This window comes from Methylobacterium sp. AC315 (assembly GCF_979253755.1).
On the sequence record NZ_CEEDEA010000001.1, the window covers coordinates 340,288 to 363,372 of the forward strand.

Annotated in this window: 19 protein-coding genes and 1 tRNA gene; 9 read left to right on the forward strand and 11 right to left on the reverse strand. The window is 68.8% G+C overall.

The window, feature by feature from the left end:
• The first annotated feature begins 1,088 nt into the window (after positions 1-1,088).
• The 5 genes from AC0IY0_RS01540 to AC0IY0_RS01560 all read left to right on the forward strand — a co-directional run bounded on the left by AC0IY0_RS01540 (position 1,089) and on the right by AC0IY0_RS01560 (position 6,848).
• Positions 1,089-1,787, forward strand: a complete 699-nt coding sequence (locus AC0IY0_RS01540; RefSeq protein WP_471762895.1) for a sugar transferase — start codon at positions 1,089-1,091, stop codon at positions 1,785-1,787.
• Between the two features lie 28 nt (positions 1,788-1,815).
• Complete coding sequence (locus AC0IY0_RS01545) at positions 1,816-2,022, forward strand: hypothetical protein (protein WP_461231743.1); 207 nt, start codon at positions 1,816-1,818, stop codon at positions 2,020-2,022.
• Between the two features lie 374 nt (positions 2,023-2,396).
• Entirely contained in the window at positions 2,397-5,321 is a 2,925-nt protein-coding gene (locus tag AC0IY0_RS01550; protein ID WP_471762896.1) for a hybrid sensor histidine kinase/response regulator, read from the forward strand.
• Positions 5,322-5,391: 70 nt separating this feature from the next.
• Positions 5,392-5,751 carry a response regulator gene (locus tag AC0IY0_RS01555; protein WP_471762897.1) on the forward strand — a complete coding sequence of 120 codons (360 nt, stop codon included), beginning with the start codon at positions 5,392-5,394 and terminating at the stop codon, positions 5,749-5,751.
• Positions 5,752-5,813: 62 nt separating this feature from the next.
• Positions 5,814-6,848, forward strand: a complete 1,035-nt coding sequence (locus AC0IY0_RS01560) for an adenylate/guanylate cyclase domain-containing protein (RefSeq protein ID WP_147906987.1) — start codon at positions 5,814-5,816, stop codon at positions 6,846-6,848.
• A 100-nt stretch (positions 6,849-6,948) separates the two neighbouring features.
• On the opposite strand, the gene AC0IY0_RS01565 is transcribed toward AC0IY0_RS01560, so the two are convergent.
• From AC0IY0_RS01565 to AC0IY0_RS01585, 5 genes are all read right to left on the reverse strand, one after another.
• Positions 6,949-10,122, reverse strand: coding sequence for an efflux RND transporter permease subunit (locus AC0IY0_RS01565; RefSeq protein WP_471762898.1), 3,174 nt, complete (start codon positions 10,120-10,122; stop codon positions 6,949-6,951).
• Positions 10,123-10,207: 85 nt separating this feature from the next.
• Positions 10,208-11,380: an efflux RND transporter periplasmic adaptor subunit gene (locus tag AC0IY0_RS01570; RefSeq protein WP_471763021.1), complete on the reverse strand. Its 1,173-nt coding sequence runs from the start codon at positions 11,378-11,380 to the stop codon at positions 10,208-10,210.
• A gap of 64 nt (positions 11,381-11,444) precedes the next feature.
• Positions 11,445-11,762 (reverse strand): hypothetical protein, encoded by a 318-nt coding sequence (locus AC0IY0_RS01575; protein ID WP_246692638.1) that lies wholly within the window; start codon positions 11,760-11,762, stop codon positions 11,445-11,447.
• A gap of 945 nt (positions 11,763-12,707) precedes the next feature.
• On the reverse strand, positions 12,708-15,188 hold the full coding sequence (locus tag AC0IY0_RS01580; RefSeq protein ID WP_471762899.1) for a family 16 glycosylhydrolase: 2,481 nt from the start codon (positions 15,186-15,188) through the stop codon (positions 12,708-12,710).
• Between the two features lie 1,069 nt (positions 15,189-16,257).
• The gene (locus AC0IY0_RS01585) at positions 16,258-16,482 is read right to left on the reverse strand and encodes a hypothetical protein (RefSeq protein WP_147906991.1); all 225 of its coding nucleotides are present in this window, start codon (positions 16,480-16,482) and stop codon (positions 16,258-16,260) included.
• Between the two features lie 236 nt (positions 16,483-16,718).
• On the opposite strand from AC0IY0_RS01585, the gene AC0IY0_RS01590 reads away from it, so the two are divergent.
• From AC0IY0_RS01590 to AC0IY0_RS01600, 3 genes are all read left to right on the forward strand, one after another.
• Entirely contained in the window at positions 16,719-17,360 is a 642-nt protein-coding gene (locus AC0IY0_RS01590) for a DUF47 domain-containing protein (protein ID WP_147906992.1), read from the forward strand.
• A gap of 9 nt (positions 17,361-17,369) precedes the next feature.
• Positions 17,370-18,359, forward strand: coding sequence for an inorganic phosphate transporter (locus AC0IY0_RS01595; RefSeq protein WP_419830194.1), 990 nt, complete (start codon positions 17,370-17,372; stop codon positions 18,357-18,359).
• A 185-nt stretch (positions 18,360-18,544) separates the two neighbouring features.
• Positions 18,545-18,709, forward strand: coding sequence for a hypothetical protein (locus AC0IY0_RS01600; protein ID WP_246693257.1), 165 nt, complete (start codon positions 18,545-18,547; stop codon positions 18,707-18,709).
• A 6-nt stretch (positions 18,710-18,715) separates the two neighbouring features.
• Here AC0IY0_RS01600 and AC0IY0_RS01605 read toward each other — a convergent pair whose 3' ends face one another.
• Together AC0IY0_RS01605 and AC0IY0_RS01610 are read right to left on the reverse strand one after the other, a co-directional pair.
• A complete protein-coding gene (locus tag AC0IY0_RS01605; RefSeq protein WP_471762901.1) occupies positions 18,716-18,859 on the reverse strand; it encodes a hypothetical protein in 144 nt (47 codons plus the stop codon).
• A 162-nt stretch (positions 18,860-19,021) separates the two neighbouring features.
• A complete protein-coding gene (locus AC0IY0_RS01610) occupies positions 19,022-19,405 on the reverse strand; it encodes an energy transducer TonB family protein (RefSeq protein ID WP_471762902.1) in 384 nt (127 codons plus the stop codon).
• 384 nt (positions 19,406-19,789) lie between these two features.
• On the opposite strand from AC0IY0_RS01610, the gene AC0IY0_RS01615 reads away from it, so the two are divergent.
• On the forward strand, positions 19,790-20,035 hold the full coding sequence (locus AC0IY0_RS01615) for a hypothetical protein (protein WP_147938583.1): 246 nt from the start codon (positions 19,790-19,792) through the stop codon (positions 20,033-20,035).
• A 136-nt stretch (positions 20,036-20,171) separates the two neighbouring features.
• Here AC0IY0_RS01615 and AC0IY0_RS01620 read toward each other — a convergent pair whose 3' ends face one another.
• The 4 genes from AC0IY0_RS01620 to AC0IY0_RS01635 form a co-directional block, all read right to left on the reverse strand.
• Positions 20,172-20,453, reverse strand: coding sequence for a hypothetical protein (locus AC0IY0_RS01620; protein ID WP_147938584.1), 282 nt, complete (start codon positions 20,451-20,453; stop codon positions 20,172-20,174).
• Between the two features lie 164 nt (positions 20,454-20,617).
• A tRNA-Thr gene (locus AC0IY0_RS01625) sits at positions 20,618-20,692 on the reverse strand.
• Between the two features lie 85 nt (positions 20,693-20,777).
• Entirely contained in the window at positions 20,778-21,233 is a 456-nt protein-coding gene (locus tag AC0IY0_RS01630; RefSeq protein ID WP_147906997.1) for an NUDIX hydrolase, read from the reverse strand.
• A 240-nt stretch (positions 21,234-21,473) separates the two neighbouring features.
• Entirely contained in the window at positions 21,474-22,970 is a 1,497-nt protein-coding gene (locus AC0IY0_RS01635) for a heme biosynthesis HemY N-terminal domain-containing protein (RefSeq protein ID WP_471762903.1), read from the reverse strand.
• Positions 22,971-23,085 lie beyond the last annotated feature (115 nt).

The window sequence follows — 23,085 nt, forward strand, 5'->3', positions numbered from 1 at the left end:
GGTCCCTTTCAGGCCCCGACCCGCCAGCGTTTGTCTCGGTGTCCCGTTCTTTTGTCCTGCCGTTTTTCCCGGCTCAATTGGTTAGCTTGGCGGGTTACAGTGTCTGTAAGGGCACTGCGGACCTGTGCATAACCGCCTATGCGGTCATTGCATCGTCTTTGGTTTCATGTGCGGCCAGACATCGTGTTTAAATTACAGATCAAGTCTTCAACCACAAAGATCCGGTGCGCCCCCTTCGTCCTGGAGACCCAGGTCTTCGACGAGGCGATGAGCGTCGCCGACCGGGTCGCTGCAGCGTGCCGTAAGACCGGGGCCGCCCGTTGCGATTCCACCTGGGACTGGGTCGTGGAGATCATCGGGGAGACCGGCGGCATTTTCTATTGTGCACCGGTGGCTCAAGCGTGATCGCGCCCAGCATACGGCAGATCGGTGTGATCGGTCATCGAGGCGTAGCTTCGATCCCGTCGGCCGATGTCTCAGTGCGCGCGACGGGCCGCGTGCCGAACCTTGCCGGCATCGGGCTTCACGTCGCCCGTAGCCCGAGCGATCAGGGATATGGCGTGGCGCTGACGTGGGCGGCACCACGGGTTCGCCCACGACCGACGAATCGCAATCGACCAGCTCGGTCTCGTGATGCGAGGACAGGTCTTTCTGCCGATGTACTCGTAGCGCACCTGACCGATGGGTCTCGCTCGACGTGGGTGATGCCGTCCGAGGCATCCGTGACTGTGTCGCGTACGATCGATCCGGCCAGACGGGTCTCTATGAGACGAAACTACGTAGGTTTTGGCCGCTGAACCCGCTTGGAAGCGGGCGGGGAACAGATTTCCTGCAACGCGCATCGCCCAACTACGTATGCGGCCTTAGACCAGTTAACTAAGTACCATTTGAACTAAATATTGGCTCTAGTCTCATATCGACATCCGTGATTTACCCATTTTTAGACGTAATGATTGATTAACCATCCAACCAATACCCAAGGCGAACGTCGCCGTCGAGAGGTCGGAACTATGCTGCAGAGTGCATTACAGCGACGGGGGGCGGCCGATTTCTCGGCTCATCCGGGCGCGCTTGGCGGCGGCTGCGCCGTGACGGCCGAACTCACGCTCGGGCAGGTGGGCGAGGCGGCTGAGGCCGCTCTGCCGGAGACGCCGTTCGTGGCGCGTGGGCTTCGGCTGGATTGGGCGGCCAAGCGCGGGCTCGACATCGGGGTGGCGGCGACTGCGCTGTTCCTGCTGCTGCCGCTGATGCTGCTGATCGCCGTGCTGGTCTGGGCCGGCGACCGCAAGGCGCCGATCTTCCGGCACATGCGGCTCGGCCGGGACGGGCGCAGCTTCGGCTGCCTGAAGTTCCGCTCGATGGTCACGGACGGCGAGGGCGTGCTGGCCGCGCACCTGGCCGCCAGCCCGAGCGCCCGGGCCGAGTGGGCCGCCACGCACAAGCTCTCCGACGATCCGCGCATCACCGCCATCGGCCAGGTGCTGCGCAAGACCTCGCTCGACGAGCTGCCGCAGCTGTGGAACGTCCTGCGCGGCGAGATGAGCCTGGTCGGCCCGCGCCCGATCGTGCAGGCCGAGGTCGCCCGCTACGGCCGGGCGTTCTCGACCTGCTTTGCCGTGCCGCCGGGCGTCACCGGGCTGTGGCAGGTCTCGGGCCGCTCCGACACCAGCTACGCCGAGCGCGTGGCGCTCGACCTGGACTACGCCAGCCGCTGGAGCCTGCGCCGGGACATCGCGATCATGCTGCGCACCGTCCCGGCCGTCCTCGCCCAGCGCGGCAGCAAGTAGCGTGGCCGCGCCGCCGAGGGACCACGCCATGCAGGACGACAACCCGCTCTGGTACGACTACGCCGAGGCTGAGACGCCACCCTCCAGGCCTCTGCTGCTCTTGGCGAGCGTGCTGAGCCTGTCGCTGGGTGTGATGCTGCGTGCGGCCCGTGCGCACGAAGCCTCGCACCGGCTCTGGTCGCGGATCGTTGCCCGAGTGAGCCGCCGCCCGAAGATCGATGTGCAGCACTTTTGAATGTTAGGGCCGGCGATCCGGTCCGATGGCGCACAAGGTCGGCGACGCCGGTCGCCCCGCGCGCGTCGTGGCATAACGCTCGTCACCCCTGACCGAGCATCGGCAGCGGGAGGCATGGGTGGGCGAGGCCCCCCATTCCGAGCGTCTCGATCCATCCACCGCGTCATTACAGCGGCACGACCGGCGACCGTCACCGCTCGGATACGGCGGCCGATCCGGAACCATACCCATCAACCCAGAAAACAGATCAGTAAACTGACAGCAGACTCACGATAGTCCGCATGGAGAAACCGTTCGGTATTGTGATTTCCGGATCCCCACTCCAAAGTGACTTGATATCGCGCTTCGATGTCATGGATCGATGACGCGGGTTCATGTCCGAGGAAGGCCCGGGAACCCAGCGTCGGAAGCTCGAGGCGGCAGGGCACGAGATGATGGCCTTCGACATGGAAACGGCGTCGCGTGACGGCGAGCGGCAACGCCTGATCGAGGCGATCGAGAGCAGTTCTGACGGCTTCGCCCTGTTTGATGCCGAAGGCCGCCTCAGCCTCTGCAACGGTCATTTCCGCGACTTTCATCCCGGCCTCGATGCCGTGATCGCCCCGGGGGCAGCGTTCTCCGCGATCGCGCGAGCCGCCGCGGAACGCTGCGTCGTGCGAGAGGAGGGCGACACCGGCGACGCGTGGCTCGAAAGCCGGCTCGCACGTTTCCGCGACCCGCGCGGGCCGATCCTCCAGCAGCAGCGCGATGGACGCTGGATCCAGATCAACGAGCGCCGGACCCGGGACGGCGGGACGGTCGCGGTCTACACCGACGTCACCGAGATCAAGCGCACCGAGCAGGCCCTGCTCACGACGCAGGGGCGGCTGACATACCTCCTGACCGCGTCGCCGTCGATGATCTGCAGCTTCGAGGTGGGCGGCCGCAACGCGCCGACCTTCATCAGCGAGAACGTGCGCGACCTCCTCGGCTACGAGCCGAGCGATTACCTCGCCGGCCCCGAATTCTGGCTGGACCGGCTGCACCCCGAGGACCGGGACCGGGTCCTGGCGGAGTTCCCGCATCTGCTGGCGACCGGCCACAACGTCATCGAGTACCGGTTCCTGCGCAAGGACGGCACCTATCGCTGGGTCCGGGACGAGCAGCGCCTCGTCCGGGGCCCGGACGGCGAGCCCGTCGAGGTCGTCGAGTCGTGGAGCGACATCACCGAGCGCAAGGCGGCCGAGTTCGCGCTCCGGGAGCAGACGGCCTTCGTCGAGCTGCTGCAGGTCACCGCGGCCGCGGCCAACGAAGCCGCCACCGTCGAGGACGCCGTGCGGTTCTGCCTGGATCGGGTCGCGGCCCATACCGGATGGCCCCTCGGGCACGCCTATCGCTTGGCCGAGGACGGGAGCGGAACCCTGGTGCCGACCGGCCTCTGGCACTGCGACGCGCCGGAACGCTTCGCGCGGTTCCGGGACGTCACGGCGCAGACGCCGCTCTCGGCCGGCGTCGGGCTCCCGGGGCGGGTCCTGGCGTCCGGCGCGCCGGCCTGGGTCCTCGCGGCGGAGCCGGAGCCTGGCCTCCCCCCCGCCGCGGCCGCGGACGGGATCCGGGCCGCCTTCGCCTTCCCCGTCACGATCGGGCGCGAGGTCGTGGCGGTGCTGGAGTTCTTCGCCTGTGAAGCCCGGACGCCGGATCCGGCGCTGCTGAAGGTCATGGGCAATATCGGCGCCCAGCTCGGGCGGGTGATCGAGCGCAAGCGCGCGGAGGAGCACCTGCGTCAGGCCAAGGACGCCGCGGAGAACGCGAGCCGGGCCAAGAGCAGCTTCCTCGCAAACATGAGCCACGAGCTGCGCACGCCGCTCAACGCGATCATCGGCTTCACGCGGCTGGTGATGCGCCGGGCCAAGGACGTGTTGCCGCTGAAGCAGTTCGAGAACCTAGAAAAGATCCTGACGAGTTCCGAGCACCTGCTGTCGCTCATCAACACCATTCTCGACCTGGCCAAGGTCGAGGCCGGGCGGATGGAGGTGAAGGCGGCACAGTTTGCGCTGGAGCCCATCATCGACATCTGCCTCCGGACGGTCGAGCCCCTGGTCAAGAGCGAGCGCGTGCAGCTGGTCAAGGACGTGGAGGGCCTGCCGGAGACGGTCTTCACCGACCAGGAAAAGCTCAAGCAGATCCTCATCAACCTCCTCAGCAACGCCATCAAGTTCACTGAGACCGGCTCGGTGACGCTGCGGGCCCGCGCGGTCGGAGACCGGATCGCGCTCGCGGTCGCGGATACGGGCATCGGCATCCCGGACGCGGCGCTGACCGTGATCTTCGAGGAGTTCCAGCAGGTCGACAACTCCGCGAGCCGCGCCCACAGCGGCACCGGGCTCGGCCTCGCCATCAGCCACCGGCTGGCGCGGATGCTCGGCGGGGACGTGGCGGTGGAGAGCCGGGAGGGTGTGGGCTCGACCTTCACCCTCACCATCCCGCAGCGGGTCGAGGGCGCTCTCGAACTCCAGCCGAGCCCGAAGCCGTCGGCGCCCGCGACGGCTGCCGCGCCCCGGACCGGGTCCAGGCTCGTGCTCGCGATCGATGACGACCCGAACGTCGTCTACCTGCTGCAGGAGAACCTGTCGGACGCCGGCTACGAGGTGGTCGGCGCCCCCAACGCCGAGGAGGGCCTGCGCAAGGCGCGCGCACTTCAGCCGCGCGCGATCACCCTCGACATCATGATGCCGGGCACGGACGGGTGGCAGGTGCTGCACGCGCTCAAGACCGACCCGCTGACGCGCGAGATCCCGGTCATCCTGATCTCGATCGTCGACCAGAAGGAGCTCGGCTTCCACCTCGGCGCCAGCGACTACATCGTGAAGCCGTTCGAGCGCGAGTCGCTGATCGGCGCCCTCGGGCGCGCCGCCCCCAACAGCGAGCGCATCCTGGTAGTCGACGACGACCCGAACGTGGTCGACCTCGTCCGCCAGCTGCTGGACACCGAGGGCTGCACGATCGACTGGGCCCCGGACGGCGCCGCGGGCCTCGAGCGCATCGCGCAGGCGCGCCCGAGCGTGATCCTCCTCGACCTGCTGATGCCGGGCATGGACGGCCTCACCTTCCTCGACCATCTCCAGGCCGATCCCGTCGGCCGCACGATCCCCGTCGTCGTCCTGACGGCGGCGTCGTTGAACGCGGCCGACCAGGGCATGCTCCGGGAGCGCGTGCGCGGACTGATCGACAAGCAGGGCCTCGACCGCGACGCCCTGGTCCGGGAGGTCAGGCGGGCGTTGCCGCTGGCGGACAACCCGGCGGCCGAGGTGACGCAATGAGCGCTGCCATCGGAAAGGCCGCGGCAGGACCGCTGGATCGCCCGCACGCAGCCTCCGAGGAGGTCGGCGGATGAAGACCATCCTCATCGTCGAAGACGTCGCGCTCAACCGCGACCTGCTGATGCAGCTCCTGGAGGACGACTACGCGCTGATGATGGCGGTCGACGGCGCCGCCGGCGTCGCGATGGCCGCGAGCCACACCCCGGACCTGATCCTGATGGACCTCTCGCTGCCGGTCATCGACGGCTGGGAGGCGACGCGGCGGATCAAGGCCGACCCGGCGACGGCCGGCATTCCCGTCATCGCGATCACCGCCAACGCGATGAGCGGCGACGCCGACAAGGCCAAGGCGGCGGGCTGCGACGACTTCATGACGAAGCCCGTCGACGAGGACCTGCTGTTCGCCAAGCTGCAACACTGGCTCGACTGAGCGCGGGCGGCCCCAGAGAGGCTTCAGCCCAGAGTGGCATCGGCCCGGAGAGAGCGAGACCCGTGGACCCAGCGCGCATCCTCATCGTCGACGACGAAGCCTTCAACCTCGACCTGCTGGAGCAGGAACTGGAGCTTCTCGGCCATGCGAGCGTCCGGGCCGCCAACGGGCGCGCGGCCCTCGATCTGCTGAACGCGGAGCCGTTCGATCTGGTCCTGCTCGACGTGATGATGCCGATCCTCGACGGCTACGCCGTACTCGACCGCATCAAGGCGCACGAGCGGCTGCGCCATACCCCGGTGGTCATGATCTCGGCGCTGACCGAGATCAGCAGCATCGTGCGCTGCATCGAGATGGGGGCCGAGGATTACCTGCCGAAGCCCTTCGAGCCGGTGCTGCTCGAAGCCCGGATCCGCGCGTGCCTGGACCGGAAGCGGCTCCACGACCGGGAGATGGCGCATCTCGAAACCATCGAGCGGCAGCGCAAGCGCGCCGACGACCTGCTCCACGCGATCCTGCCCGTGGCGGCGGTGAGCGAATTGATGACCACCGGGCAGGTCAAGCCCCGGCTCTTCGACGATGTCGCGGTGCTGTTCATCGATCTCGTGGGATTCACGGCGTGGTGCCACACCCAAGGCCCCGAAGCCGTGGTCGCCGAGGTTCAGCGCCTCGCGGAAGCGTTCGAGGTGGTGGCCCACACGCACGGCATGGAGAAGATCAAGACGATCGGCGACGCCTTCATGGCGACCGCCAACCTGCTGTCGCCCCACGCCGACCCGGTGACCGCGGCGGTGCGCTGCGCCCGGGACATGGTCGCCATCGCGGGTGACGGGCCGACCGGCTGGCGGATCCGCGCCGGCATCCACATCGGTTCCGTGGTCGGCGGCATCGTCGGCCGGTCCAAGTTCACCTTCGATCTCTGGGGCGACACCGTGAACGTCGCCGCCCGCCTCTGTGCGCTCGGCGACGGATGCGCCGTCCACCTGTCGGAGGAGGCCTCGACCCGGGTGCAGGATGGCGGCGCGATCCGTCCCGTCGGCAAGGTCGCCCTCAAGGGGAAGGGCGAGTGCGAGGTCTATTGTTGCGCGTTGAGATAGGCGTTTCGACCGCGCGACGAATGACGCGAATCGCTACGGCGGCGGACAGGCTTCGACGCATCCGCGTCGCTCCTGAGATCCCGGCCGGGCGTCATGGCGGTCAGGGGCTCTCCGAGACCGCCGCGACCGTCCCGGCCGGTGCGGGCCGCGGGCCCCGCGCGCGGCGCTCCTCGAGGCGCTGCAGGATGACGTAGAAGGACGGCACGAACAGCACCGCCAGGCAGGTCGAGGCGAGCATGCCGCTGAACACCGCGATGCCGATCGACTTGCGCGCCGCCGCCCCCGCCCCGGTGGCGGTGACCAGCGGCAGCACGCCGAGGATGAAGGCGAACGAGGTCATCAGGATCGGGCGGAAACGCAGCCGCGCCGCCTCCACGGCCGCCGCCGCGATGTCGAGCCCGGCCTGCCGCTTCTCGCGGGCGACCTCGACGATCAGGATGGCGTTCTTGCTCGCCAGCGCGATCAGCAGGATCAGGCCGATCTGCGTGTAGAGGTTGTTGGCGACGCCGAGCGACAGCAGGGCCCCGACCGTCCCCAGGAGCGCCAGCGGCACGCCGAGCAGGACCGCCAGCGGCAGGATCCAGCTCTCGTACTGCCCGGCCAGCACGAGGTAGACGAGCACGATGGCCAGCGCGAACACCCAGTAGATCTGGGAGCCCACGGCCTTCTCCTGATACGACATCGCCGTCCAGTCGTAGCCCGTGCCCGGCGGCAGCACCTTCGCGGCGATCTGCTGCATCAGGTCCAGCGACTGCCCGGAGCTGAAGCCGGGGGCCGCCCCACCCACGATCGCGGCCGTCGGGTAGAGGTTGTAGAGGCTGATCAGGGATGGGCCCTGCACCGACTTGATCTCGACGACGGTGCCGAGCGGCACCATCACGCCGTTGCCGGCGCGCACCTTCAGGTTCTGGATGTCCTCCGGGCGCAGCCGGTAATCGGGCGCGGCCTGCACGTAGACCTGGAAGGTCCGGCCGAACTTGTTGAACTGCGTGACGTAGGACGATCCGACGTAGCTCGACAGCGTCGAGAACACCTGTCCGACCGTCACGCCCAGGGCCTCGGCCTTGATCCGGTCCACCGCGATCGCGATCTGCGGCACGCCGGCCCGGAACGAGGTGTTGAGCTTCTGCAGCCCGGATTGCGCGGTCCCGTCGGCGACGATCGTCCGGGCGAGGCTTTCCAGCAGCGGGTAGTCGAAGTCGCCGTTGCGCAACTCCACCTGCATGGTGAAGCCGCTGGCATTGCCGATGCCCTGGATCGGCGGGGGGATGAGCACGAAGGTCGAGGCGCCCTCCACCCCCTCCAGCATCGCGTTGAAGCGCTCGTAGAGGCTGCGCAGGTCCTGGCCCTTCTCCTTGCCCCGGGCACCCCAATCCTTGAGCACGACGTAGGCGACGCCGGCGTTGGGCAGGGTGGCGTTGGCATCGAGGACCGAGATACCGCTGATGGTGAGCACGTTGTCCACGCCGGGCGTCGCCTTCGCGTGCGCGCTGATCCGCTGCATCACCGCGTCGGTGCGCTCCTTCGAGGCGCCGTCCGGCAGCTGCGCCCCGATGAGGACGTAGCCCTGGTCCTCGGTCGGCAGGAACGCGGTCGGAAGGCGGGTCAGCCCCCATCCGGCCAGGCCGATCAGCAGGAGCGCGACGGCGACCATGACGCCGCTGCGCCGGACCATGTGGCCGATCAGCCTTGCGTACCAGCCTTCGGCGACGCCGTAGACGCGGTTGAAGCCGCGGTAGAACACGTTGCGCTCCTCAGGCGGGACCGGCTTGCGCAGCCACAGGGCGCACTGGGTCGGCTTCAACGTGGCGGCGTTGACCGCGCTGATCAGGGCGGTGGCGGCGATCACCAGGGCGAACTGCTTGTAGAGCTGCCCGGTCAGGCCGGGCAGGAACGCGGCCGGCACGAAGACCGACATCAGCACCAGGGTGATGCCGATGATCGGGCCGAACAGCTCCTCCATCGCCTTCTCGGCCGCCGCCCGGGGCGAGAGCCCCTGGTCGATATGGTGGGCGACGCCCTCGACGATCACGATGGCATCGTCCACCACGATGCCGATGGCCAGCACGATGGCAAACAGCGTAGAGAGGTTCACGCTGAAGCCCATCGCCGCCATCGCCGCGAAGGCGCCGATGATCGTCACCGGGACCGTCGTCGCCGGCACCAGCATGGCGCGCCAGTCCTGCACGAAGACCAGGATGACGATCAGGACCAGGACGGCGGCCTCGAACAGCGTCGTGTAGACCTCGTGGATCGAGGCCTGCACGAACCCGGTCGTGTCGAACGGGATGCTGTAGACGAGGCCCGGCGGGAAGCTCTTGGCCAGCTCGCCCATCCGGGTGCGGACCGCCCCCGCCACCGTGAGCGCGTTCGCCTCCGGCAGCTGGAAGATGCCGAGGCCGGCGGCGGGCTGACCGTTCAGGGTGAACGACTGGCTGTAGGTCTGCGCGCCGAGCTCGACGCGGCCGACGTCGCGCAGGCGGGTGATGCGGCCGCCGTCCTGCGCATCCGCCTTGATGACGATGTTCTCGAAGTCCGGGGCGTCGTTCAGCCGCCCGTTGACGTTGAGGGTGTACTGGAAATCCTGGCCGGCCGGGACCGGCGGCATGCCCACGGCCCCGGCGGTGACCTCCTGGCTCTGCTGCTGGACGATGGTGACGATGGCGTCGGGGGTGAGACCCCGGGCCTGCACGAGGTCGGGGTCCAGCCAGATCCGCATCGCGTACTGGCCGGCGCCGAACACCGTGACGTTGCCGACGCCCGGGAGCCGGGCCAGCTCGTTCTGAACGTTGATGACGCCGTAATTCGACAGGAACAGGCTGTCGAATGTCCCATCGGGGGCGGACAGGGTCACGAATTGCAGGACCGCGGTGGACTTCTTCTGGGTCGTGACGCCCTGGACCTGCACCGCCTGCGGCAGCGACGACATCGCGATGGCGACGCGGTTCTGCACCAGCACCTGGGCCTGGTCGCCGTCCGTGCCGATCGCGAACGTGACCGTGAGGGTGTAGGTGCCGTCGCTGGCGCTGGTCGACTGCATGTAGAGCATGCCCTCGACGCCGTTGACCTGCTGCTCGATCGGCAGCGCCACCGTGTCGATCACCGTGCGGGCGCTCGCCCCCGGATAGCGCGTGGTGACCTGGACCGTCGGCGGGACGACGTTCGGGTATTGCGACACGGGCAGGTTGAACAGCGACACCGCGCCGACCAGCACCATCACCAGGGCGAGCACGTTGGCCAGGACAGGCCGCTCGATGAAGAAGCGCGAGATCATGCCGTGGACCCTCGGTGCCGGCGTCTCAGGGGCGGCCCGCCGGATCGGCGGGAGCGCGGATCGACGGGTGCCGACGGCCGGCGTCTCACCGCCGGATCGCCGCCGGGTCGGCCGAAGCATCGGCCGGCGCCACCTTCCGGGGCGCGACCTTGGCCCCCGGGATGGCCCGCTGGATGCCGTCCGTGACGACCCACTCGTCGGGTTTGAGCCCCGTCTGGATCACGCGTTCGCGCCCGTCCCGCGGACCGAGCGTCACCACCCGCTGCGAGACCGTGTCGTCGGCCCCGACCGTGAGCAGGTAGCTGCCCTGCTGGTTGGTCCCGATGGCGTCGTCGCGGACCAGCAGGGCCTTGTCGTCGCGTCCGACCGGGATCCGGACCCGCACGAACAGGCCCGGCAGGAGCGCATGATCGGCGTTGTCGATGAGCGCCCGGGCCAGCAGCGTGCCGGTGGACGGGTCCACCTGCGGCGCGAGGTAGTCCAGCTTGCCGATATGCGGATAGCCGGCCTCGTCCTGCAGGCCGATCTCCACCGGGATCTTGGACAGGTCGCCCAACGTCCGCTGCGTCGCGAGCAGGTGCTGCTTGACCCGCAGGACCTGCTGCTCGCCGACGTTGAAGTAGATGTAGAGCGGGTCGATGCGCACGAGCTGCGCCAGCTTGGTCGGTCCGCTGATGCCGACGAGCGCCCCGACATCCACCAGGTGGTTGGTGACCACGCCGTCGAAGGGCGCGGAGACCTGCGTGTAGCCGAGGTTGATCGCGGCGATATCGAGGTTGGCCTGCGCTTCCAGCACGGCGGCGGTGGCCTGGTCCAGCTTGGTCTTGGCATCCTCCACCCGCGCCTGCGAGGCGAATTCCTGCCGGCCCAGGGTGAACTGGCGCTGATACTCCGACTGGGCGTTGGCCAGGGCGGCCTGCTGCGCGGCGAGGGCGCCCTGCGCCTGCTTGAGCTGCGCCTCGTAGGTGTTGCGCTGGATGGAGAAGAGCGGCGCGCCCTTCTTCACCACGGCCCCGTCCGTGTAGCTGATCCCCTCCAGAAATCCCTGGACGCGGGCCTCGAGATCGATTGCCGCGAACGCCTTGGTGTTGCCGGTGAGCTCGAAGTAGCGCGTCACGTTGCGCACGACCGGCTGCGCCACCGAGACGCTCGGGGGCGGCGGCGGAACGTACTGGTTGGTGTCGCGGCACCCGGCCGCCAGCGCCGCGATGGTCGCGACGACCAGAACGCGGACGGGTCCGGAAAGCAGTGGCGCGATCGGCACGGGCGGCCCCTCGACTGGGATCGTTACGGGACGGTCGTGGGCAGAGATCCTGCCGCGGCTACCACGTGTCTTCCGCCTTGGCCTCGCGGGCGAGGGTCAGGCACTCGAGCAGATCGACGTAGCTCGGCAGCCCATCCAGCTGGGCCTCCGCGGTGCAGCGCGTCCGGTCGACGGCCGCATAGCGCGACCATTTCTGGGCGACCTGCGCGCGTGCCGACGCCTCATCGTCGAGGCAGAGTTTCTGCCGCCTGGGATCGAGGGTCATCAGCGTGGTGGCCGCCCGGCACCCCGGCCCGACATCGAAGACCGGCACGCGGTCCGCGACCGGCACCGCCAGGGTCGCTCCCATCAGCAAGGCGGGAATAGCGATCATCATCGTCGATACGCCTCCGGTCACTGCGCCGACCGGGCCAACCGATCGATCCAAGCCGCAACCACCCTCCTCAGGTGTCGCGCGCCCCGCGATGCCGCGGTGTCTCTGCGCAGGACAAACCCGATTCGGCCGCCGGTTTGCAATGGATACCACAGGCCGTGCGCGCGCCGACTTCAAAAGGCGGGCCATCAGAGCGGATTTCTACTGATAATCGGCATTCGCGCCGCGGAAACGACCGGCTTCGTTTGAATTGATTACCGAATGTGAAATGCCAATCTTGAAGCCCGGACGCGGGGCGGCTCGCCAGGCCCGGCTATCCCGATGGGAGAACGACCGCCATACTGAGCGGGCAGGTCGCCGTTATTGCATTCGAGACGCCGCATCCCATCGTCGACGCGTACCCCCGTCCGATCCGGTGGCGCGACCGTGTCGAGTACCGCGGCCGCCAGGAGGTGCCTCGAGATGCGGCGCGCGGCCGATGCTGGCGAGGGAGGCCGCGTCGTGAGACAGCCCGTGCCGCTCGACGGATCGGAACGGAGCCGATCCGCTGCCGGGAGGCGGCTGGCGTATCCGCGTCCCGGATCGCGCCCGGCACAGGTGGGCCCGAGTCGCGGCGTCCCCTCGCAGCGGACCCGCTCCAGCCCGAGCGCTCGCCAGCCACGTGGATGCCGGCTCGGCGCAAGCCAGAACGATGCGTCGAGGCCGTGGCATCGCGCCGGGCTGCCGTTTCGCGGTTTGCCGCGCGGCAACATCGAGCAGCGGCCACCCGGTGGATCAACCGCCGGCGACCTTCTCGTACCGGGAGGCAACGGGTGCCGGCAGGCGCCGGGCGCGACCCTCGGGGCCACACCACGCACCATCCCGCCGGCTGCGGACATCCGCAGGTCCCGCTGAGCGAAGCGGCCCGCGCTCGCAGGCGCCTTCCGAAACCGCGTTCGAAAGCGGCGCCTACCAGAGGTGCATCAGGATGTTGGACAGTTTGGTGAACCAGTCGGTGGTCGCGGGTGCGCTGGCTTCGCCCTTGTTGATCTTGGCCATCAGGGCGATCGCGGCTTTCCGCTGGCTCTCGGGGACGGAGAACGTCTCATAGGTGGGAGCCTTGCTCACCGCCGGGACGGCGGGACCCTGCGGGCTCGTGGCGCCCGCGGATGCGGCTGGGGACGCGCTCGTTACGCTGCCCGGATTGATGGGGGCCGTCGGCGCGGCGGCGATCGGGTTGCCGGTCGGCGGGTACGGGTTCTGCGTGCCGGCGGGAGAACGGGTTGCGCTGCCCAGCACCGGCCGCGCCGTACCGCCGGAGCCGGGTGCCACCGTCGAGGCCGAATTGGTCGGAGCGGTGGCCATGGCCGGCTGCGCGGTGGCGCTGCTCGCCACCGGGACTACGCTTGCCGGGCTCGCGACACCGTTTGCGCCGGACCCACCGGGCGGGGTCGTCACCGCCGTTGTGTCGAGGGCCGCCGAGGCCGCCGCGCTCGGTCCTGCGGTCGGCGTGTGGGCCATGCCGTTTGCCGGCGTTGTCGAGGCGGCCGCGGACTGACCCGACACGGGGGACGCGGACAGATTCGCCGTCCCCGCGGAGTTCGTCGTCGGGGCAGGGGCCTGAGGCGCTGCGCCGACGATGGTCGGAGGGGGAGTCGAACCCGTGGCCGCAAGAGTCGCACCGCCCGAATGGGTCGCACCACCCGGGTGAGTCGTCTCCGCGGCGGTCTGGGACGGCGCGCTCGCGGTCGTGTGCGATCCGCCGCTCGTGCTGCTCACCGCGCTGGAAGCGGCACTGGTCGGCGCGCTGGCGGTCACCGTCGAGGGCGTCGTGCCGGCGGCATTCGGCGTCGGCGCGGCAGGTGCTGCGCTGAGGGTGGTCGAAGGGGACCCCGTCGTCGCACTGCCGCCTGCCGGGCCGGTTCCGCTCCCGGTGCTGGCCGGCGCAGACGCGGCGGTGGAACCCGTGGTCGGAGTCGCCGAGCCGCTCGCACTCGTCGTGGAGGTTGCAGCCGGCGGCGTCGCGCTCGCGGTGGACGCCTGCGTTGCACCGTTCGCACCGCTGCCGGTCGCGCTCGGAGCAGTGCCGGTCGATGCGACCGGGGCGCTGCTTTGCGCCGTCGTGGGGGTCGTGCTTGCGGCAGGGACCGCCGATGGAGCCGTCGATGAGGCCGTCGTGGGCGCAGCGCTGGCGGTGGGCGCGCTCGTTCCCGGTGTGGCGTTGGTCGAGCCCGAAGACGCGCCGACAGGCGGGTTCTGAACGGCTGACGGCGTGGAGGCGCCGGACCCCGTCGTCGGAGCGGCCGGTGTCGGTGCGGCGGCGGGGGACACGCCTCCGTTCGGGCTGACGCTCGACGGGGAGGCAGCCCCGTTCGGCGCCGTCGAGAGGGTGGGCTTGGGGGTCGCGGCAATCGTGGCCGTGGAACTCGTCGTCGGCGCGGCGGCCGAGCCGTTCGTCGGGTTGGTCGTTCCCGATGCCGTGCCGGTGGTCGAACCGGTCGCCGGCTTGGTGGCCGACGCTGCCGACGAAGCCACGCTCGTGGCCGTGCTCGTCGTGCCCTTCGCCGCACTCGCCGTGGTCGCGGCGGCTGTCGTCGTGTTCGTCGAGGTTGCCGCGGCGGCGCCGTACAGGCCCGGATCCCGGCCGTCGGGGCTCGACACGGTGTCGCGCTTCACGGCGGCTGCGGTCGGATCGTTCGAATAGGCTCGGACGTAGTCGATCTTCGAGCTGATCGGCACGCCGGCGAGATCGGCGTTGTTGCTGCCGCCCCCCTGGGTGGCCAGGTTCACCAGCATGTACATCGGGCTGTGCAGATCCGACGGCGTCGCCTGCGAGCCGGTCATCTGGCCGTCCACGTAGAAGCTGATCCGGTCGGCCTGCCAGTTCATGCCGTAGGTATGATAGCCGGTCTGGTCCGGCATCACGCTCGTGACCTGGCGGTTCTGCTGCCAGGGGATGTTCGGCGTCTGATCCGTCGTGTGGATCGTGCTGTAGACGGTGCTCGGCCCGTCGCCGTAGCGCTCGACGACGTCAAGCTCCTGGTGCTGGCCCGCGTTGTAGGGGTCGGCCTTCTGCTGGTTGGGCAGCAGCCAGAACGCGTCCCAGGCGCCGACCTGTTCGGAGAAGTCGGCCCGGACTTCGAAATACCCGTAGGTCTGCGAGAAATTGCCCTGGGTCGTCAGCAGGCCGGATTCCCAGCTGCCCGGCACGCCCGACGAAGTTCTGTCCGGGACCGCCGTGATCGACAGGGCGCCGTCCTGGAGCTGAAACGGGTCGTAGCCAGACCCCTTGTCCACGAAGGACGAGTGGCCGAACCCGACATCGGCATTCGCGTCACCACGGTCTTGCGCGCGGATATCGGCCCAGGTGGTCCCCGCGCCGGTCTGAGAAATGCTCCGGGTGTTAAACTCGTCGTCGAAGGTTAGTTTATAACCGGTCAAGTCGACCATGAATGTTTCCCCAGACTTGCAGCAGGGCGCGATCGATCCATCGCAGCACAAGAGAACTTGCCTACGTCGCGTCAGCCACCCGAGTGGACGGGCAACCTACTCAGCTATTTTTCCTAAATTTAACACTGTGGAAACATTACGTACGTGGTTGCACTGCTGTCAAGATTTGTATTTGTGCAGCATTCAAGATCCCGTTTTCGGCCTATGAAGATCAGCTCGGTTCGATGCTGCATTCGGGATTGACAGTTGCTGTCGAGCCATACCGCGCATAAGCCTATCGTCCTATTCCCGGTCCGCCCGGGACCTGTCGGAATGAAGATGGGTGTTGCCGGGGATAGCCGGTCCGGAAGCCCCGCTCAGCGGATGAAATCCTGCGTTGAGAGCGGGTTATCCTGCGGGCCGGTCCGCGCGGAATGACCGGCGTGCGATCGCGGCGGGACTTCGCTTTGGCTGGGAATGGGCGGATCCTGCCCAGCTCGGATTTCGCCGGGCCCAGGTCGAGCGGAGCGGATCCGAAGCGGATTCGGGGGGTTCGACACGAAGCCGCAGGGGCGACGATCAGAAGCCGCCGGTGGCCGGCCTTCGGACGCCGGTTGGCGCAAGCCCGAGAAGGGCCAAGGATCGATTACCTACCAATCGGGCCGCACCGGTCCGGGGAGCCCGGCCGGTAACAGCGAGCCCGTCGCCGTGGCGGATCCGCATTTCATGCGATCGACCGGGGAACGCGCGCAGGAACGGCGGGCGCCGACATCATGGGCGGTCGGGGCGGTGCACGAGTTCGGTATCGGGACGAAGCCTGCACTGTCGGGCGGACCGCCGACGCGGCATCGCGTTTTGCACTGCAACCGTTCGCACCCTGTCAGGCGCGTCGATCCGCGATTCCGACTGGGTCTTATGGGCGCGCGCGCCTATGCGGCCTGGGGATCTTGCATCCCGGGCCGCCGGTCCGGCACCCGCCGGGCGCAGGGGTGGTGCGCTCGGTCGGCGGCATCCCGGAGCAGGGCTGGGGGCTCCGGGATGCGTCTGAGCGATGCGCCGTGAAGATGCGCCGGGAGGCGTCCGGCCCGCATCAGCGGGTCGGCATCGCGGTAGCGGTGACGACACGGGTGGTGGTCTGAGCCGCCGGGACGAGGCGCGGCGTGGTCGCCAGTTCGGTCGCGGGACGGGTGGTCGAGATCACCCGGGCCTGCTCCCGGTAGAGCGGCGGCGTCAGGTTGATGGCCTCATCGGCCAGGGCTGAACCGATCATCGGGATGGAGGCCAGGGCGGCCAGGATCAAGGAACGCGTGGTCATGGTGGGATACCTCTTGCTGTCCGGGTCCGAAGCCCGGTGTCGAGGCACTATCTACGCTGCACTGCGTCATGATCCAAACAGATAGGACCGATAATAGAAATCGATATGATCAATGACGCAAGCGACCCGAATGTAGGGCGTGACCGGTGCCGGCTGATGCGAACCGCCGATCGCCATGCTAGGCGTATCTGGCAGTCGAGCTTGCACGGATACTGATCCTCGAACCGGGACGTCACATGCTGGGCTGGTTTCGTGCGTTGATGCCGAAGGAAGACCGGTTCTTCGACCTGTTCGAGCGCCATGCCGCCACCCTGGTCGGCGGCGCGGCCGCGCTCCGGGCCCTGCTCGATGGCACCCAGGACGTCCCGGTGGCCTGCCAGGCGATCGCCGACCACGAGGATGCCGCCGACACGATCACCCGGGATGCCCTGCTGGCCGTGCGGCGGACCTTCATCACCCCGTTCGACCGGGGCGACATCCAGGCCCTTGTCGGCTCCCTGGACGACGCCATCGACCAGATGCTCAAGACCGCCAAGACGGTGCAGCTGTTCGAGGTCACCGCCTTCGAGCCGTCGATGCGCGAGATGGGCGCGGTGATCCAGGAGGCCGCCGCCGCGACCGCCGAGGCGATGCCGAAGCTGCGGGCGCTGGGCGAGAACGCGACCGTCCTGAACACCCTGACCGAGCGGGTCATCCAGCTCGAAGGCCGGGCCGACGACCTGCACAATGCCGGGCTCAAGGCCCTGTTCAAGGCTTCCCGGCAGGATCCCATGGCCTTCGTGGTCGGGTCCGAGCTGTACGACCACCTGGAGAAGGTCATGGACCGGTTCGAGGATGTCGCGAACCAGATCAGCAGCATCGTGGTCGAGCATGTCTGAGCCGGCCGCGTGACCCTCCTGATCGTCCTCATCGCCGTCGCCCTGCTCTTCGATTTCTTGAACGGGCTGCACGACGCCGCAAACTCGATCGCCACCATCGTGTCGACCCGGGTGCTCGCGCCCCGCTACGCCGTCATCTGGGCGGCGTTCTTCAACTTCGTGGCGTTCCTGATCTTCGGCCTGCACGTGGCCGGCACGGTCGGGTCGGGCATCGTCGATGTCGACATGGTGACCGACCGGGTGATCCTGGGGGCCCTGGGCGGCGCGATCAGCTGGAACCTGATCACGTGGTACGCCGGAATCCCATCCTCGAGCTCGCACGCGCTGATCGGCGGCCTGCTCGGGGCCGGCATCGCCAAGGCGGGCCTCGGCGCGATCGTCTGGCCCGGCGTGATCGCGACCAGCGCCGCCATCGTGCTCTCGCCCGCCCTGGGCTTCGGCCTCGGGCTGCTGCTGATGCTGGCGGTATCGTGGATCTTCGTGCGCTCGACCCCTCACGCGGTGGACCGGCTGTTCCGGGGAATGCAGTTCGTCTCGGCCTCGCTGTACTCGCTCGGCCATGGCGGCAACGACGCGCAGAAGACCATGGGCATCATCGCGGTGCTGCTCTACGCCCACGGGGAGGAGGGCGGTGCGTTCCACGTGCCGCTCTGGGTGGTGCTGTCCTGCCAGACCGCCATGGCGCTCGGCACGCTGCTCGGCGGCTGGCGCATCGTCCACACGATGGGCTCGAAGATCACCCGGCTGTCGCCCATGCAGGGCTTCTGCGCCGAGACCGGTGGGGCCGTCACCCTGTTTGCCGCCACCGCGTTCGGGATCCCGGTCTCCACTACCCACACGATCACCGGGGCGATCGTCGGAGTCGGTGCGGCCAGGCGGGTTTCGGCGGTGCGCTGGAACATCGCCCAGGGCATCGTGATCGCCTGGGTGGTCACGATGCCCGCGGCGGCGCTGGTCGCGGCATTGATCTACGGCGTCTCCGGCCTGGTGCTGCCGTGACCGGCCAGGAAAAATATGCGTCGCGCGCACGAAACCGAATTTAAAAGGCTTAATATAGCAACATGCGTAGGATTGAGCTATAAATCTTACTATTACGCCATACAGGGTGCTGCTTGTTGCTTATCGCGGCCCTCTTATGCGCAGCAGGAATTCTGGAAGGCTGGCTCTATCGGGCCCCGGCTGTCGTGGCGAGTTCGGTGCTGATCGCCCTGATATGCCTGCCCCTCTGGGCACTGACGTCCACGATCGATGCCGTGAAGGTCCTGGTGCTGCTCGCCTATCTGGCGGCCCACCAGTCCGGCTACCTGATCGGAGCGTTTGTCGGCGCGAGCCGTCACGACGATCGCTGAACCCGGTCACCAGGTCCAGATCACGCGGCCGGAATAGGCGTAGATCACGACCCACATCCCGACCGACACCGCCAGCCACGAGACCACCAGGGGCAGGGGCGGCCGGTTCGTCTCTTCCCGGCGCAGCCGCGCGAATGTGTCTCTCACCATCAACCTCCCGGACGCGCCTTGTGGTTGCAGACGCGAACGGAGGCGATTCGACAAAAGTTTCAGGACGGCGCCGCGCACCGTCGCAAACTACGGGTTTCCGAAGCCGAGGCTCGGCGCATCGTCGTGTTCCGAAAGCCGGCGGCCACCTTTCGGAACGATGCTCTAGCGCCCGAACTGCACCGGAACGCTGAGGTCGGCGACCCCGTCCTCGGCCAGCAGCTCGACCGGGGGCGCCCTGAACGGGCTCGCCCCCTGCACCGCCCGGAGCGCCAGACGGTCGAGCCCGCGGGAGCCCGAACTGCGCTCGATCTCGGCCTGACGCACCGAACCGTCGGCGGCGATCTCGATCCGCACCAACACGGTGCCGGCTGCCCGGCGGGTGTTCGCGTGCCGATCAGCGCGATCGACCGCGTCGATCCGGGTGACGAGGCCGGACAGCCAGGTGCGCACCGCCGGCGAGACCCCCATCCGCGCCGCCGCCGGCCAGGGCAGCAGCAGAACGCCGAGGAGCGCGGCGGTCCCGTAAGTCAACACGCGTGACGACATGCTGGAACAACGATCCTGTGCCTGATGGTAGCCCGGCTATCCTCACGCCGAAGGGTTTACCGGCCGTGACCCCGGCCCCGGTGTCCGGGGGCAAAGCCTGCGGTGCCGCGGGGCCCGAGCAACCTTCAGGACGGCTCGGTCTTTGCGATCTCGATCCGTTGCGGATCGTCAGCCGGCCGGATGGAAACCTTGATCCATGATGTGAAACACACCTACCGTGACGCTTATGAGGGTCGATTATCCGGTTTCGACGCAGACCAGCGCCGCCGGCATCGTCCCGGTTCCGGGACACAGGCGCGGCACCCCTTGAACCATCCCCGCCGATGGGTCCAAAGGCTCCGGCGACGCCGCAGACAACACACGTGATCCAGGAGAAAGCCTCAGATGACCCGATTGGCGGAGCTGCAGAACGACCCCGCGTTCCAGCAGGCCGTGCTCGCCGTGCGCGGGGCGGCCAGTACGCTGAGCGGTCGGGCGGTCACCGCCGAGGAAGCCAGCTTTCTGGTGGGTATCGCGTTGGCCACCTTCGCCAATGCCGGTGGCCTGAACGAGCCGACCCTGAGCCGTCTCGGACGGTTCTCGGACACGCTCGGGCAGAACGAGACCCTCGACAGCCTGACGAAGCACTGAGGCGATCGGGCGCCGGTTCGGTTCGGCGTCCGGCATCGCTGCTGGTCCTGCGGGAGACGCAGAGACTCCGATGCCCCCGATGGGACGATGCGGCACTTCGAGATAGCCGTCAGACGACGCTCTCGTGGGCCTCCGACTACAAGAACCCCATCCGCCGGGCCAGCATCACCGCGAAGGCGAGGCCCGCCGCGAGGCTGACCACCAGCATCGCGACATTCGTCCAGAACCGGACCGGCCGACTCGAGCCCTCGATCCCGCTGGCGCGCAGCCTGACCCAGGGCACATAGAGGAACAGCGCAACCACGGTCAGGACCATGAACGCGAAGGTGGCGATCCGGCCCGCCAGCAGCGCGGCCCCGGCCAGGACGACCCAGCCGAGGACGATACCCAGCATCGTGAAGAGGGCCGTCGTGTTCAATCCTGCATCATCCCCAAACGGATGGAACGGCGCGCCATCCTAGGCGCCACGGGAAGCCGACAGGCTCGACGACGCCTTTCCGGCGATCCTTCAAGCAAACCCGAGGATCGGCGCAGCAAGAGCCCGCTGTACCCTTGAAACGATCAGTCAGTCAGGAGAAATTCTGGTGCTGCGAGACAGGATTGAACTGTCGACCTCTTCATTACCAATGAAGTGCTCTACCACTGAGCTACCGCAGCAAGCGCCGTGGCGACCCCGCTTGGGGGCGTGTCCGTCCGGCTGAGAGGGGCAATAACGGATGATCGCCGGCTTGGCAACGGTGGGTTACGCGTCCGTCGCCTTAACTTGCCGGCATGTGGCGCGAATGATCGCCGCGAGGCCCGGTTCGGACACGGCCTCGGCGGCCTCGGCAGGCGTGAACCAGCGCAACTCGCGCTGATTCGCCTCCGGGAAGTTCTTGAGCTGCTTGCGAACCTTCAGCGGGAACACCTTGACCTGGCACAGGACCGCGTCGAGGTTCTTCAGGCGCTTCTGGTAGACGTAGTAGCCGAGTGGCCGCTTGCCGACATCGCCGCGCAGGCCGGCTTCCTCGTAGGCTTCGCGTGCCGCTGCTTCGAACGGCTTGCGGCCCTTCATCGGCCACCCCTTCGGGATGACCCAGCGCCGGCTTTCCCGGGAGGTCACCAGGAGGATCCGGTTCTCACCGTCGCGCCCCTGCTGAAACGGCAGAACGCCCACCTGCCGGCGCGGTTCGGCCGTGTCCTCGATCGCGGCCGTCACGACAGGACCGGCCGGGTCGGAACCCGCGTTGCGCCCCGCCGGATCGGCGACGCGACAGGGAGATGAAGCGGAGGGCAGATTGTCTGATCCTCGGTCGGCGCGGGCGTGCATCAGCAACAGGGTACGCAGTATCAACAACTGACGTCAACGTAAGCGCGCGACCGAGGGAAAAGTTCAGTACAAGACTGATATCTCCCACTCTTCTCTCGTTATCCGGCTAAGGCCGGACCAGCCGATCCTTCATGCCGTCCGCCGCGCGGCCCGCTCGCCCGAGGCCGGGACCGCCGCAGAGGCCATGCCGGCGGAGACCGCGTCGGCCCCCGGACCAGCCGGCGGGCTGGCGGCGGGGATGATGGTCGGAAGCGGGGCGCGCGACATCGGTTCGGCCGGGACGAGGACGGGCTTCGGCAGGTCGGGCTCCTCCGGCTCCACCGCGGGCTCGGAGGGTGCCAACGTGTTCGGCGGCTCGCGCCACGCGAACGCGTCGAGGCGGCCGCTGACCGGCGAGACCGGCGCCCAGGTGTCGGACGCGATGCCGTCGGCGATCCAGACCGGGTCGCGCGGCGCCCGGGCCGCCCGGGACAGCCACTCGCGGGCCTGACCGGACGCCGCGCCGTGCTCGGCCTCCTCGATCGCCGCCATCATCAGGCTGGAGCGGACGGTCGGGCGGTCGGCGAGCAGCGGCTTCAGGGCCTCCCGGGCCCGGCCGTATTCGCGCGCGTCGAGAGACGCCTGCGCCACGGCGAGGCGGGATTCCGGATCCCAGGACGTGAGTTTGGCCAGGGTCTCGGCCCGGGCCAGGCGGTCGCGGACCGAATCACCGGGGCGCAGGCCGAGATAGACCTTGGCGAGGTCGGGGTGCGGATTGGTCTTCCAGGCCGTCTCGACGACCTTGGCGGCCTTGCGCAGGTCGCCCCGGCGCGAGAGCAGGCGCCCCGCGATGCAGGCTGCCGGTACCAGGTCGGGGGCGAGCTTGACCGCCTGCAGAGCGCGCTCGGCGGCGAGTTCCGGCTCACCGGCCTCGCGCTCGCCGGCGATCGCCGTCAGGAGCACGGCCCGCTGGCGCCGGGCGGTCGGCTTGTCGATCAGCCCCAGGGAGGAGCGCCGCTCGATGGTCTCGAGAGCGGAGCCCCAGTCGCCGTCGGCGGATTGCGCCTCCAGCATCGCCTCGTTGGCCCAGGTCACGCTCGGAGCGAGGCGGGCCGCCTCCACCGCGTAGGCGCGGGCGGCGGTCTCGTCCTCGCGGCGGCGCGCCTCGACGAACAGGCCGCGCAGGCCGAGCACCCGGGTCTCGGGGTCGTCGACCATGCGCTGGAAGGCGCTCTCGGCGGCGTCGCGGTCGCCGGAGATCTGTGCCGCCTGGGCCTTGAGCAGGAGGGTCAGCGGCTCGGGGCCGAGCAGCCGCTCGGCATCCCCGGCGTAGCGGCGGGCGGCGAGCGGGTCGCCCGAGCCCACCGCCACCATCCCGCGCGAGAGGGCGGAGAAGCCCTTCGCCCGGCGGCGTTCCGCCGAACCGCGCACCAGCGCCTCGGGCAGGCCGATCACGCCGCGCACGATCGCCCAGAGCAGGCCCAGGACGATGGCCGCGGCGATCACGCCGACCAGGGCGACCGCGAGGCTGGTGCCGATCTGGTAGCCGTTCCAGACGACGGTGACGGTGCCGGGCCGGTCGGCGATCCAGACCGCCCCGAAGGCGGCGAGTGCGAGCAGGGCCAGGAAGGCGAGGGCGCGCCACATGGGGTCAGTGTCTCCTGTCGACGGCCGCCGGGCGGCCACCGCTGGGTGCGGGAGAGGCGGGGCGCCTGGGCGCCCGACCGGAGAAGATGCAGCCGCGCGAGGCGCGGATCGACGC

Coding starts and splice junctions, on each gene's coding strand:
- AC0IY0_RS01545 (WP_461231743.1), top strand. CDS start 1,816: ATGCAGGACGACAACCCGCTCTGGTACGACTACGCCGAGGCTGAGACG.
- AC0IY0_RS01550 (WP_471762896.1), top strand. CDS start 2,397: ATGTCCGAGGAAGGCCCGGGAACCCAGCGTCGGAAGCTCGAGGCGGCA.
- AC0IY0_RS01555 (WP_471762897.1), top strand. CDS start 5,392: ATGAAGACCATCCTCATCGTCGAAGACGTCGCGCTCAACCGCGACCTG.
- AC0IY0_RS01565 (WP_471762898.1), bottom strand. CDS start 10,122: ATGATCTCGCGCTTCTTCATCGAGCGGCCTGTCCTGGCCAACGTGCTC.
- AC0IY0_RS01575 (WP_246692638.1), bottom strand. CDS start 11,762: ATGATGATCGCTATTCCCGCCTTGCTGATGGGAGCGACCCTGGCGGTG.
- AC0IY0_RS01580 (WP_471762899.1), bottom strand. CDS start 15,188: ATGGTCGACTTGACCGGTTATAAACTAACCTTCGACGACGAGTTTAAC.
- AC0IY0_RS01585 (WP_147906991.1), bottom strand. CDS start 16,482: ATGACCACGCGTTCCTTGATCCTGGCCGCCCTGGCCTCCATCCCGATG.
- AC0IY0_RS01590 (WP_147906992.1), top strand. CDS start 16,719: ATGCTGGGCTGGTTTCGTGCGTTGATGCCGAAGGAAGACCGGTTCTTC.
- AC0IY0_RS01605 (WP_471762901.1), bottom strand. CDS start 18,859: ATGGTGAGAGACACATTCGCGCGGCTGCGCCGGGAAGAGACGAACCGG.
- AC0IY0_RS01610 (WP_471762902.1), bottom strand. CDS start 19,405: ATGTCGTCACGCGTGTTGACTTACGGGACCGCCGCGCTCCTCGGCGTT.
- AC0IY0_RS01615 (WP_147938583.1), top strand. CDS start 19,790: ATGACCCGATTGGCGGAGCTGCAGAACGACCCCGCGTTCCAGCAGGCC.
- AC0IY0_RS01635 (WP_471762903.1), bottom strand. CDS start 22,970: ATGTGGCGCGCCCTCGCCTTCCTGGCCCTGCTCGCACTCGCCGCCTTC.